Source organism: Chryseobacterium sp. FP211-J200 (assembly GCF_001643375.1).
Classification (GTDB): Bacteria; Bacteroidota; Bacteroidia; order Flavobacteriales; family Weeksellaceae; genus Epilithonimonas; species Epilithonimonas ginsengisoli.
This window is the reverse complement of the sequence record NZ_LSHB01000027.1, coordinates 37,042-48,436: the sequence shown is the minus strand read 5'-3', so window position 1 is coordinate 48,436 and position 11,395 is coordinate 37,042. Positions and strand designations below refer to the sequence as shown.

The 11,395-nt window shown below is 34.6% G+C and carries 12 protein-coding genes and 1 pseudogene; 11 read left to right on the top strand and 2 right to left on the bottom strand.

The window, feature by feature from the left end:
* The 4 genes and pseudogenes from AXA65_RS20195 to AXA65_RS09760 form a co-directional block, all read left to right on the top strand.
* A partial coding sequence (locus AXA65_RS20195) for a zinc ribbon domain-containing protein (protein ID WP_228391659.1) occupies positions 1-226 on the top strand: 226 nt, incomplete at its 5' end.
* Between the two features lie 379 nt (positions 227-605).
* Positions 606-731, top strand: a pseudogene (locus AXA65_RS20560) (recombinase family protein); the annotation flags it as partial.
* Positions 732-785: 54 nt separating this feature from the next.
* On the top strand, positions 786-1,445 hold the full coding sequence (locus AXA65_RS09765; protein WP_410492745.1) for a zinc ribbon domain-containing protein: 660 nt from the start codon (positions 786-788) through the stop codon (positions 1,443-1,445).
* Positions 1,432-1,614 (top strand): hypothetical protein, encoded by a 183-nt coding sequence (locus tag AXA65_RS09760; RefSeq protein WP_028123498.1) that lies wholly within the window; start codon positions 1,432-1,434, stop codon positions 1,612-1,614. The genes AXA65_RS09765 and AXA65_RS09760 overlap by 14 nt, the downstream gene beginning before the upstream one ends.
* A 680-nt stretch (positions 1,615-2,294) precedes the next feature.
* Here the strand turns inward: AXA65_RS09760 and AXA65_RS09755 are convergent.
* A complete protein-coding gene (locus AXA65_RS09755) occupies positions 2,295-3,092 on the bottom strand; it encodes a DUF5694 domain-containing protein (protein WP_028123499.1) in 798 nt (265 codons plus the stop codon).
* 430 nt (positions 3,093-3,522) lie between these two features.
* Between AXA65_RS09755 and AXA65_RS09750 the strand changes: the two genes are divergently transcribed.
* The 5 genes from AXA65_RS09750 to AXA65_RS09730 all read left to right on the top strand — a co-directional run bounded on the left by AXA65_RS09750 (position 3,523) and on the right by AXA65_RS09730 (position 7,709).
* Positions 3,523-4,347, top strand: a complete 825-nt coding sequence (locus AXA65_RS09750) for a sensor histidine kinase (protein WP_228373921.1) — start codon at positions 3,523-3,525, stop codon at positions 4,345-4,347.
* Complete coding sequence (locus tag AXA65_RS09745) at positions 4,338-5,054, top strand: LytR/AlgR family response regulator transcription factor (RefSeq protein WP_028123501.1); 717 nt, start codon at positions 4,338-4,340, stop codon at positions 5,052-5,054. The genes AXA65_RS09750 and AXA65_RS09745 overlap by 10 nt, the downstream gene beginning before the upstream one ends.
* Before the next feature lie 637 nt (positions 5,055-5,691).
* On the top strand, positions 5,692-6,015 hold the full coding sequence (locus tag AXA65_RS09740) for a hypothetical protein (RefSeq protein WP_086048149.1): 324 nt from the start codon (positions 5,692-5,694) through the stop codon (positions 6,013-6,015).
* A gap of 16 nt (positions 6,016-6,031) precedes the next feature.
* Positions 6,032-7,078 carry a hydrogenase formation protein HypD gene (hypD, locus tag AXA65_RS09735; RefSeq protein ID WP_028123503.1) on the top strand — a complete coding sequence of 349 codons (1,047 nt, stop codon included), beginning with the start codon at positions 6,032-6,034 and terminating at the stop codon, positions 7,076-7,078.
* A 13-nt stretch (positions 7,079-7,091) separates the two neighbouring features.
* On the top strand, positions 7,092-7,709 hold the full coding sequence (locus AXA65_RS09730; RefSeq protein WP_028123504.1) for a hypothetical protein: 618 nt from the start codon (positions 7,092-7,094) through the stop codon (positions 7,707-7,709).
* A 419-nt stretch (positions 7,710-8,128) separates the two neighbouring features.
* Here the strand turns inward: AXA65_RS09730 and AXA65_RS09725 are convergent, their stop codons facing one another.
* Positions 8,129-8,914, bottom strand: a complete 786-nt coding sequence (locus AXA65_RS09725; protein ID WP_063969922.1) for an AraC family transcriptional regulator — start codon at positions 8,912-8,914, stop codon at positions 8,129-8,131.
* A gap of 107 nt (positions 8,915-9,021) precedes the next feature.
* Here AXA65_RS09725 and AXA65_RS09720 point away from each other — a divergent pair, with 107 nt between their 5' ends.
* Together AXA65_RS09720 and AXA65_RS09715 are read left to right on the top strand one after the other, a co-directional pair.
* Positions 9,022-10,338 carry a TolC family protein gene (locus tag AXA65_RS09720; RefSeq protein ID WP_063969921.1) on the top strand — a complete coding sequence of 439 codons (1,317 nt, stop codon included), beginning with the start codon at positions 9,022-9,024 and terminating at the stop codon, positions 10,336-10,338.
* A gap of 1 nt (position 10,339) precedes the next feature.
* Positions 10,340-11,386, top strand: a complete 1,047-nt coding sequence (locus AXA65_RS09715) for an HlyD family secretion protein (protein ID WP_063969920.1) — start codon at positions 10,340-10,342, stop codon at positions 11,384-11,386.
* The last annotated feature ends 9 nt before the right edge of the window (positions 11,387-11,395 follow it).

Here is an 11,395-nt window from a genome sequence, read left to right as displayed (position 1 = left end):
AACCGAACTCAGGTTATTTAATAAAGTCCAGAAAGTAATCAGCGGAAAAACTTGGGAAGAAAGACCACATGGAAAAATAATTTCCCATAACCATTTTCCATTAAGAGGTTTTTTGAAATGTCCCAAATGCGGAGGTCACATTACCGGTAGCGGATCGAGAGGAAAGAAAATGTGTATTATTATCACTGTAATTCTAAATGCGGTTATAGACAAAGTTCTCATTTAGTTAATCAAGCGTTTGAAAGAGATTTTAAAAAATATGAATGCGTGATGTATACCGTGAATTAATAAAAGAAATTCTTACAAGCAATTTTAAAATATTGAACAAAATCACAAATCTCAGAAAAGAGAACTCTCTACAAAGATAGATTGTCCTATCATCTATAGTACACATTAACAATATCTTACAGGGTGAAAAAAGGAAAAACCACTCCTAAAAGTGACTTTTCCCTTAGAGTGACCTCAGCGGTGCATTTCCCGAACACTTTTGTGGAAGATTTGAATAAGCTTGCTAAACTATCATCAATCAATTATTAAAATAATTTCTTAAAAATCAAGTTAAAAATTTTTATTAATAGATATAACAACGGTCACAATCACACTTTTTCCGGATTTTGCGCAATCCAATTTATTGTGGACTCATATCCGTCAAACTTAATTCTAATGAAAGACAGATAGTAAGGGGATTACATGAACCACTAATATCTGAGTCTTTATTTGATCAAGTTCAGTCTGTGATTAATACAAAACGAAAAACGACAGCTAAAAGAGATGATTTAAAAGAAATGTTTTTTCTTCGAGGCTTTTTAACTTGTCCTGTTTGTGGTCGAAAACTTACCGGGAGTTTTTCAAAAGGTAAGCAGAATAGATATCCCTATTACCATTGCCATAATCGTTGTAAAATTAGAATTGGTGCAGTTTTACTTAATAACTGTTATCAAAATAAACTTCAAGAATTAATACTAGCAGATAACGCGATGGAGTTGTTTAAGAATATTTTGGAAGATCAGAATATAAAGACTCAGAAAGCGAGTTATTTCTATGCTCAACAATTAGTGGACAGAAAGATAAAAGAGGAAAAATTAACGCTTTCTCGAGGCAGGAAATTATTTATAGCAGGAATATTAAAAATCGATGATTACAATGAATTAAAACAAGAAAGTCAAATCAACACAAAAAATCTGAAGAAAGAAGAGCGTGACATTACTATTAATTTAAGAGTAATCGATAAAATGAATCAAATGGAAAATAAGACATTTCGTGAGATTTTCCAAAAATTTGTCGAGTTTGATACTTCAGATAAAAAGCATCTTGTGAATCTTATTCCTCCTGTTGATATTGATTATAAAACTGGAGACCTTTCATTAGAACTTAAGCCAGCATTTTCAAAAATATTATCAAAAAAAAGTAATCGAAAAAACAATAGGAAAAATGAATTTCATTGATAGAAATGTTTCAGTAGAACAAGCGATTATTATTCTGGCCAAGAATGGTATTCAGGTAAATGAGAAAGAAGCTAAGGATATATTAGAATTGCTATATTTAGTAGCAAAAACCTACAATAAGTCAAAAGAGAAAAAAAGCTCTAACCTTAAGGAGATTTCGAACTCTTAATGATTGTAGATTAGAAGCCTATTGTGGCACTTTCAGACTGTTTATTTCAAACAGACTAAGCTTTTTACGTTTAAAATATCGAACACAAAACATCAGATTATAAAGATTTGAAAAATAAGCATTTATGTGTAAAAAAAGGAGACAACTAATAAATAGTTGTCTCCTTAAGTGCGCAGAGGTGCAATTTTCGAATACTTTTATCAAGGATTTGGAAATTTTATCAAGTCTTGCATCATTATAATAATTAGATAGAAATTAAATCGAAAATTAGACTCAGAGACACGCAGTGCTGGCTTATAAGTCAGTATAAATACATTAGGAAAAGACATTATTTGTTTCCTTATCCGTTACATACGAATGTATAGGTCAGCAAATGTCATAAAAATAACTTTTAAATTGGAGGAAATAGAGAAAATAATACAAAGACTATTATGGTAATCTTGAAAAATTAATTAAACTTCATTATCGATAGTCAGGTTGATCAGAAGCCAAGAGATTTATTTGGGTTATAAATCTATAAAAAATCGCCGCTAAAAGCAGGTTTTTCCCATTTTTGCTTTCAGAAGCGGATTTATTTTTTGATTCTTCAACAGAAATTTTTCTAAATTCTTTGAACAACTTACTCAATCCCCAAAATGAGTTTTCAAATTTATTAATTTCTTGAACATAACATCAGTAAATTAAAGTATGTCTTTCAATTCTACAATTTCAAATTCAGGATCAAACTTGATAAATTCACGTAACATCGCAATATGACCTGCGCCAAGAATTACCATTACTTTATCATCTTTGACTTCTGTTAACTTTTGGACTAATGCATACATATACAGATTTCTTCTGTACCATTCGGACACTAAAAAGGCTCCCGCAAAATTATCTTTTTTGCCACCTCTGCTGGCATTGCCAAAATACCATTGCATACTAAAATCATTAGATCGTTTTGTATTAAAATCCAGCAACAATTCTCTTAAAGATAAAGCTGCCATCTTTTTATTCTGAGCACTTTCATAAGCTTTCATCGTAGTTACCCCTTCTTCGACCAAACCCACCTGACCAGCAATTTTCATTTGGGTAATCAGGCTGTCATAAGGAAAACTTGTTTCTTTATAATCAACACCATATAATTTAGGATGTTTTAACTTTTTAGCACTTCTCAGCGCAATTTGTACCAGTTCATTTGCGTCTTTTTTCATCAAACTGTCCAAATTTTTACAATAAAGATCATCCAACTTATCTTGTTTTCTATAGTCCCACTCAACAAAAATCTTGGCAGGAGCGAACTTAGCGATGCTGTTGCTGATACTTTCCAATTCTTGTTGGCTTTTGTCAGACATCACATTAAATGTATTTACTTTAGCAACGTCAAGTCCTGGATTTCTAAAATGAAAAGTTCCGATAACTAAAATCTGTTTCTTTTTTGTTTGTGAAAATACAGGATTTAAACAGGCACAAAGCAGCATCAATAATAAGGTTCTCATAAATAATAAAATTTCGGCTAAGATAGACTGGCCTCAATTAACGGAAAATAAAATTTGACCAACGCTGTTATTTGATATATGAACAGTATAGATCAGCCATACAGAGTTTTCGTATATGATAATTGCTGCTTTTACCTTTTAAAACTACCAATTCATATAATTTTTGCAATACTTCTATTTTGGAATTGTATTTTTACTTCTGCTTATGAAAACAATGCCTCCGTTTTATTATCATCTTTTTCTTTTTGCGGGTCTGATTTTTGTTTTTGTACTATGGAATACCGGAATCAGACAAACCAGCCTCACTGTCAACTTTTCCTCACCCATCATTTGGTTCTCCACAAGCTATATAGTCAGTATATTTCTGACTTACTGCTTTGGCTTTTATGTATTTTCCAATTTACTGTATAGAAGAAAATATTTGCTTTATATGGTATCAATACCGGTAAGTCTCTTGTTCTTTGTTTGTAGCCGGTATTTGCTTGAAGAAGTTATCATTTACAATATCAGCGGAATACATAATTATTCTGCTAAATTACTGAACATCCGATACTATGTTACAGACAATTTTTTATTTGGATTACCGGCTGTAATTTTAAGCACACTTTATTTTTTGTTATGGCAGTTTCTGGCCTATCAGCGTCATTACCAACAGTTACAACTGGAAAATCAAAAAGCACAGTTTGATATGCTTAGATCACAAGTCAGTCCTCATTTTCTTTTTAACACATTGAATTCTTTTTATAGTGATTGGATAGAAAAGGATCAAAAAACAGCAGCAGACCTGCTTACACTGACCAATTTACTTAGATATGTGATCACCGAAAATGATAAAGAATATGTTATGCTTTCTGATGAGCTGGATTTTTTGAAGAACTACGTAAAGCTGCAGAAGAAAAGATTTGAAGATCAGCTTTTCATTGATTTTTTAGTTACCGGAAACTGTAGTGACCACACCATTCTTCCCTCTACACTCATTCAATTGACAGAAAATTTATTTAAATATGGGAAGCTTAATGACCCTACCAACAGGGCTATGATAAATATTACAATAAATGATGACTCTTTAACAATGGTTACCTCTAATTTGATAGTAAATGGTGAAAACTATTATTCAACAGGGACAGGATTTAAGAATCTTAAAAAACGGCTTGACTATGCCTATAAAGAGAATTTCACTTTCGATCACGATGTTAAAAATGATATATTTACAACTGTTTTAAAAATCACTCTAGATAATAAGCCATGGCCTTAAAATGCATTATCGTTGATGACGAACCACCTGCTATCCGTATTTTAGAAGGCTATATTGCAAAGACAGATACATTGGAAAGAACTGCTGTTTTCACAGACTCACTCAAGGCACTTGAATTTCTAAACAGCAATATTGTAGATGTTGTTTTTCTGGATATTCAGATGCCACAACTTACAGGGATACAGCTCTCAAGAATTATTTCCAAGAATATCAATATTATCTTTACTACTGCCTATCCTAATTTTGCACTTGAAGGATTTGAACTGAACGCAAAAGATTATTTACTAAAGCCAATTGCTTTTGAAAGATTTTGCCAGGCAATTTCAAAATTGGCACCACCTCCAATATCTGAAGAGAAAAAGGATCACTTGGATTTCCTATTCATTAAAACACAAGGGAAAAATAAGTATGTCAAGGTCAATGTGGATGACATCCTGTATATCACATCTTTGCAGAACTACATATGTCTGCACACTCATCATAAAAAAATAATCACCTACACCTCACTTAAAAACATTCTGTCTGCATTACCAGAAGATTTTTTGCAGATACATAAATCTCATATTGTATCTCTAAAACAGATCAGCAATATCGATAATTTATCAGTAATGATAGGCGACAAGGAACTTCCAATAGGTAACACTTATAAGGATTCTTTTTTTGAAAAAATCCGTAAAAATGCAAATTCAATTTACAATGCAGAATAAATATACATATTGATTGAAAAGAAATTCGATGTTGTTTTCCTTTGCTCATAGTTGGGGCTAAAACTGATCACAGGATATAGAGTTTTATCCATTGTGGGAAATGAAATAATACACTTTAACCTTTGGAAAATTCATACAATAACAAGACCTTATTCACAATTCACATTGCATCAAATACATCCTCTTCCATTTAGTTACGGTATTTCTACTCACATGGAAATGGTTTGCGAGCTGGGTATTATTTAATTTGTAACCTGAGTTCGATTTATAAATTACTGTAAAAACATCAATAGAGGCGGGCTTTAGCCCGTCTAATGATGAAGATTTCAAATTGGTTTTAGCCAAAACTTACTTTAAATTTTGGCTAAAGCCAATTATTTGATTCATTTTATCATCGGGCTAAAGCCCGACGCAATTGATTAAATCACATTTAACTTATAATCAATTAGTTATTAAAGTAATAACAATCGAACTCAGGTTTGTATTTTTTTTGATAATCCAGAATTTGTAAGATATCAGATCTGCTAGAAGAACTATGTCCCTGGTTAAAATCATTGATCTGCTTATCAGCTAAGCCGAAGATCTTTTTTATTGAGCTCGATGATATCCAATACCGATAAGTTCTCTTTATCCAATAATGGATATACAGAACTATAACCAACAGATCAAACACATCGCAAAACTTGCCAGCCTCAACAATCTCATCAAAGCCAGCATGCGGATCGGTTATCGTACCAAAGATGTAGATGCAGAAAAATGGGAAATACTTTCCAGCCATATAGGAAGACGTAGTTTTGCTTCTAATTTCTATGGAAAGATCCCGACACCGCTTTTGATGGAGGCTACCGGACACAGCACGGAACAAATATTTTTGAGGTACATTAATCCTATAGATAATGATCGTATCCTATCTTTGAGTAATTATTTTGACAAGATGTATGAGGAAAGACTAGTTAGCTAACTATTTTAAGAGAGAATTGGCTATCCACTACTTGGACGAAATCGAAAAAACAGCCACAAAACCTTGGAACATCATGGAAATGTGTGGAGGGCAAACCCATTCTCTTGTAAAAAATGGACTTCTGGGATTACTCCCAAAAAATGTGAGAATGATACACGGTCCCGGTTGCCCTGTATGTGTAACACCTATTTCACTGATAGACAAAGCCGTATCTCTAATGGAAAAAGGTATCATCATGTGTTCTTTTGGCGATATGGTACGCGTGCCAGGAAGTACAAAATCTCTTTTAGATGCTAAAGCAGAAGGTGGCGACCTTAGAATATTATACTCTCCTCTGGAAGCTGTAAAAATAGCTGAACAAAATCCAGATAAAGAAGTTGTCTTTTTTGCTGTTGGTTTTGAAACTACCGCTCCTAGTAATGCTCTGAGTGTTGTTCATGCTCAAAAATTAGGTCTCAAAAATTTCTCATTACTGGTATCTCACGTTCTGGCAATCCCTGCAATGGAATCTATTTTAGATGATGAGCTTTGCAACATACAAGCTTTTCTTGGGCCAGGACACGTCTGTACAATAATGGGATTAATAGATTATCGCCCACTTGCTGAACAATATCAAATTCCGATTGTCATTGCAGGATTTGAACCAGTAGACCTTTTACGTGCAATATATCACACTGTTTCTCAACTGGAAAAAGGAGAATACAAAGTAGAAAACTGCTACGAAAGATTGGTTAAAGAAGAAGGAAATACCAGGGCAAAAGAAGTCGTAAATCACATTTTTGAGATTGGTGACCAAGAATGGAGAGGTATGGGCATAATCCCAAATAGTGGAATGGTAATGAAAGAACAATTCTGGATGTTTGATGCTTCCAGAAAATTTGATATTGAAACCTCACAACCCAAACTGCAAAGTAATTGCATCGTAGGCGAGATTCTCCGAGGTCTGAAAAAACCTTTTGAATGTCCCGAATTTGCCAAAGGCTGTAACCCAACCCATCCCCATGGTGCTCCAATGGTCTCATCGGAAGGTGCTTGTGCTGCTTATTACCATTATTCAAGATAAATAAAAAGGAAAAATGATAAAATTACTACTTACAATATATGCAGGTCTGGAACATGCTTTTGAGCCAGATCATTTGGTTGCCGTGAACACATTGGTGTCTGAACGAGACAACTTAAAACAATCATTAAAAGATGGAATCTACTGGGGAATTGGTCATACAACCACCATATTTTTCGTTGGTATCATAATGATTATATTCAAGATGAATATTGGTGAAGATGTCTTTCGGAATTTTGAAGCTTTTGTAGGATTGATGTTAATTACCTTGGGAGTCTTCCGAATATTGAAAATGTTCTATCCTAATATCAGATTGACTTCCCAGCATTCCCACACTTTGCATCGCGCCGCATTTGGAGTAGGCTCCATTCATGGATTAGCAGGAAGTGGCGCTTTGGTGATTATGGTAATTACTCAAATAAAATCTCCTGTTGATAGCTTTATTTACCTTATTATTTTTGGACTAGGATCAATTATCGGAATGTTTCTCGCATCATATTTGTTTAGTATTCCCTATACAAAAAACTTATTAAAATCAAAAAAAGCTCTGCGGATACTAATTATATCATCCTCATTATTATGTATTTTTTACGGTATAAATGTAATAGCAAATTTTTTAAAAAATCACGCATAATTTAAGTCGGTCATATAAAAACAATTTGACACCATTAATTTTTAATTTTTTTCTTTCTCTCTTTTGCTCCTAACACACATTTGCGAACTTTATCATTCATAGCTTCAAATGCATCAGTAACCGGTTTGTCAGTTTCATAATAGTTGAAAATTAATGGATCCAAAAAATTCATTCACTAAATTGAGACCACTAGTAGCAACGCGAAAATAATAACTATATAAATAAGTCTCCCAATCTTTTGGTTGATTTCTAAATTCAGTATTTGCATCCAAATACTCTATAAGTTTTTGTTTTGTTTTAATATGTTCTTAGGACATAATTTATAATAGAATTTTAATTTATTGTCAAATTGTAGGTAGATGCCATAAATATAAAGTGTAGTTTTATTTTTAACACCTTCTAAAGTTAATTAATACAAATCAGGTAATGATCTTCCGCATCTGTGATGGCCTCATCCCCATATATTCATAAAAAACATTGCTGAAAGCCGCAAGAGATTCATAACCCGTTGCATTGGCAATCTCCTCGATAGAACTATCTTTCTGCTTCTGTAAAAGGCTAATCGACTGAATAATGCGATAAGTCTTGAGATACTGAATAAAAGAAATATGAAGCTCTTTTTTGAATAATCTGCAAAAGCTCCTCTCACTCATATAGAACTGCTCAGTCATTTCACTCAAGGTCAGTGGCGTATGGAAGTTCTGATGGATATACTGCAAAACCTGCTCTATCTTGGGATGTTCGGAGGTAGGGAGCTGTAGCTTGATTTGCTGCTCCGCCATCAAAGAAAGAACATCATACAAAGAAAAAAGTGTAGCAGCGTAAGGCTCCTGATAATCCACAAACTGATGAGACCAGCGTTGAGAAAAATTGATAAGTTCGATAATCAGCCGATTGGCAGGATAGATTCCCAAATCCTTGTAAAAGGCTTTCCCTGAACTTTTGAAATAAAAAGAATGCAACTGAGTCGCGTGATGTGACACATCCAGCTTATGAGGCACCCCAGCAGGAATCCATAAAAAATGCATTGCAGGAACCACAAGATATTCATTTTCAATGGTAACATAAGCTACACCACCTTCTACAAAACTCAGTTGGTCACGCTTGTGGGTATGCATATCATAATGCCGCTCAAAACGCTCGTGCACCAGATAGACATCTTTGGGTGAGTCATCTATCTCTTGAAGGATATCCAATAATTTCATACTCAAAGGTAAATAAAAATGGCCGGAATCAACAAAAATTAGTCTATTTTATATAAAATTACATCACATAAAAGCCTTTAGTTTTGCACTTTAAAATTAAACGCAAAATGTTTTGTAAAAAAAACGGGATTATACTAGCCCTATTTACCTGTTTGTGTCAGCCTTTCCTGAAAGCCCAAGAACAACAACTAACGCTTCCTCAGCTCTTTAGCAAAGTGGAAACCCACAGCAAGGAAATTGCTTTGGAACAACTGAAACTACAATTGGCTGAAACCAAAATTAAACAAGCTCAATCTAACCAACTTCCAACCTTAAGTATCACAGGTTCTATAAGACACGCCACCAATATGCCTGTCTATGTGAATGGTATTCTTCACAAACCTGCTCAGCACGACATCATCCACACCCTTTACAACACAGAGACCAATCTGTATATGAATCTCTTTGATGGTTTCAAACTAAAAAATGAAATCAAACTGGCTAAGATTCTTTCTGATATCTCGGTAACTAATAAAGAAAAACTCATCAGCCTTACCAAGCTGAAAGCCACCAATCTTTTTATAGACCTGCATTTGCAATACCAATGGAAAACCACAATGCAAAACGATATTGCAGAAAAAGAGCATCAATTACTTGAAATCAAAAACATCTACAAAGCCGGAATCATCCTGGAAAGTGATGTTCTGCGCACCGAGCTGGAACTTAGTAAAAGGAAAATGACGCTCACAGAGATTGAGAACAGCATCATCGTTTTACAACAACAGATCAATGTCTTAACCGGTGAAGATGACAAAACCATCATTGAACCAGAAATAGCGTCTATTGAAGAAGAAACAACAGCTTTATCAGTAGATGACTACATCGAAATAGCTCTGGAAAAAGGCTACGATGCAGAATTATCTGAACAACACACCCAAGTGGCGGAAACCAAATTAAAACTAGACAAAGGCAATTACTATCCTAAAATAGGGCTGATAGGTTCTTTCCAATTTGCCAATCCGCAAGTGTTCCTTTATAACTACAACCCCAATTGGTACAGTTTGGGGCTCGTAGGTCTGCAAGCGTCTTATGACATCAGCAGCATCTACCACAACAAGCATCAAGTGCAGGAAGCTAAAATAGAATTGAGTTCTGCCCAACTGCATCATCAATTCACCAATGATAACATCCGAACCCGAATCTACAAAGCTTATTACGAATATGATGAATCTCTGAAACACGAAAAAGTCTTTGAACAAAACCTGCAATATGCCAATGAAAATGCGAGGATTTTGAAAAATGCTTATTTCAATCAGACTGCTCTCATCACAGACCTTTTGGATGCCAATCTATTGCAGGTACAAGCTCAATTTGAACTGGAACAATCCAAAATGAATATCCTGAAAAGCTACTACTCTCTAAAATACGAAACCGGAACCCTATAAAATGAAAGTATCTCATCGTAAAACCCTAGTCAAATTCACCTCTGCTGTGGCGTGGATTTTTGTGCTTTTTGTTATGATAAAAGCCGCCATCTCCATATATCATTTCTTGCATAATGAAACTACCAATGATGCTCAGGTGGTGGAATACATCAACCCTGTGATTGCAAGAGTGAGTGGTTATGTAAGAGAAGTGCGATTCAATGATTATGACAACGTGAAAGCAGGCGACACATTATTCATCATCGACAATCAAGAATATAAACTAGATGCCAACCAAGTAGGCGCAGAACTCCAGAAACAAAATGCCAACACCCAAGTCCTGAACCAACAAAGACAAACGCTGGAAGCTGAAGCAAAAGAAGCCTACCAAGCTATAGAAGCCGCCAAAATAAAAGTATGGAAAGAAAATTTGGAATATGAGAGATACAAGCAACTGTACAAAGAAAAATCTGCCACCGCACAAAAACTGGAGCAGATAGAAGCTAGTCTTAACATCTATAAAAGTGACCTGTCTCAGGCAGAACAACACTACAGAGTCGCAAAAGAAAAAGCGGAAGACCTGAATCAGGAAAAAGCCATCATAGGTGCCGAAAAATCACGGTTGAATGAGGTTAAACAACGTAAAAATCTAGATGTAAGCTATACTGTCATTACTGCTCCGTACAACGGACGACTCGGGAAACGTAAAATTGAAAAAGGACAAATGATTGACGATGAAGAACATCTCTGCTACATTGTGAATGATGAAAACCCTAAATGGATTATGGCTAATTTTAAAGAAACTCAGATTTCACATTTTGGAATTGGTGACCAAGTTTCTATCACGATAGACGCTTACCCTGATAAAAAATTCGAAGGAAAGATATTGGCATTCTCTCCCGCAACAGGTTCTAGTTTTTCTCTGCTTCCTCCGGATAATGCTACTGGGAACTTTGTGAAGATAGTTCAGCGTATTCCTGTTAAGATAGAAATCATTAACCTCAACAAAGAATGGCGTTCCAAAATACTTTCCGGGATGAATGTTACTGTCACAATTCCTCATCATTAATCCAACATA

Coding starts and splice junctions, on each gene's coding strand:
- AXA65_RS09755 (WP_028123499.1), bottom strand. CDS start 3,092: ATGAGAACCTTATTATTGATGCTGCTTTGTGCCTGTTTAAATCCTGTA.
- AXA65_RS09725 (WP_063969922.1), bottom strand. CDS start 8,914: ATGAAATTATTGGATATCCTTCAAGAGATAGATGACTCACCCAAAGAT.
- AXA65_RS09715 (WP_063969920.1), top strand. CDS start 10,340: ATGAAAGTATCTCATCGTAAAACCCTAGTCAAATTCACCTCTGCTGTG.
- AXA65_RS09730 (WP_028123504.1), top strand. CDS start 7,092: ATGATAAAATTACTACTTACAATATATGCAGGTCTGGAACATGCTTTT.
- AXA65_RS09720 (WP_063969921.1), top strand. CDS start 9,022: ATGTTTTGTAAAAAAAACGGGATTATACTAGCCCTATTTACCTGTTTG.
- AXA65_RS09760 (WP_028123498.1), top strand. CDS start 1,432: ATGAATTTCATTGATAGAAATGTTTCAGTAGAACAAGCGATTATTATT.
- AXA65_RS09765 (WP_410492745.1), top strand. CDS start 786: ATGTTTTTTCTTCGAGGCTTTTTAACTTGTCCTGTTTGTGGTCGAAAA.
- AXA65_RS09750 (WP_228373921.1), top strand. CDS start 3,523: ATGGTATCAATACCGGTAAGTCTCTTGTTCTTTGTTTGTAGCCGGTAT.
- AXA65_RS09740 (WP_086048149.1), top strand. CDS start 5,692: ATGGATATACAGAACTATAACCAACAGATCAAACACATCGCAAAACTT.
- AXA65_RS09745 (WP_028123501.1), top strand. CDS start 4,338: ATGGCCTTAAAATGCATTATCGTTGATGACGAACCACCTGCTATCCGT.